At 81.8% G+C, this 440-nt stretch carries 1 pseudogene; it reads right to left on the bottom strand.

The window, feature by feature from the left end:
* Positions 1 to 36: 36 nt before the first annotated feature.
* A pseudogene (locus GTR02_RS22140) lies at positions 37 to 440 on the bottom strand (hypothetical protein); the annotation flags it as partial.

The following is a 440-nucleotide window of genomic DNA, read 5'->3' as shown; positions in this document are numbered from 1 at the left end:
GACCGGGGGCCGGTCGGCGTGGCGGACGCGGTGGGCTCAGTCATCGGCGCTGTCCCCGCTGCCGACGCTCGCGCTCTCGGCCGCCTCGTCGGAGCCCTGCTCGGTGCGGCCGCGCGACACCCCGGCCTGGAAGCCGGACAGCATCGACCGCACGTCGGCGGGGGCCCGGCGCTGCCGCGAGGCGGCCGTCTGCCGGACGGGGGTGACGGCGGGCGCGGTCGCGCCCGCCTCGCGACGGACCAGCGGCTGGAGGCCGTCGCCCGTGGCGGGGGTGAAGCCCGGCTCCCGGCCCGCGTCCGCGGCGGCCTCGGCGGCCAGTTCGGAGCGCTGGCGGACGGGGTCCGCGAGGGGCACCGAGGCCGGGGCCTCGACGGCGAAGGGGTCGGCCGCGACGGCCGCGAAGGGACTCGCCCCGGCCGCGGGCGCCACCTCGGGGGTGG

It is taken from the genome of Kineococcus siccus (assembly GCF_009906795.1).
GTDB lineage: Bacteria > Actinomycetota > Actinomycetes > Actinomycetales > Kineococcaceae > Kineococcus > Kineococcus siccus.
This window is presented reverse-complemented; position numbering and strand designations above follow the sequence as displayed.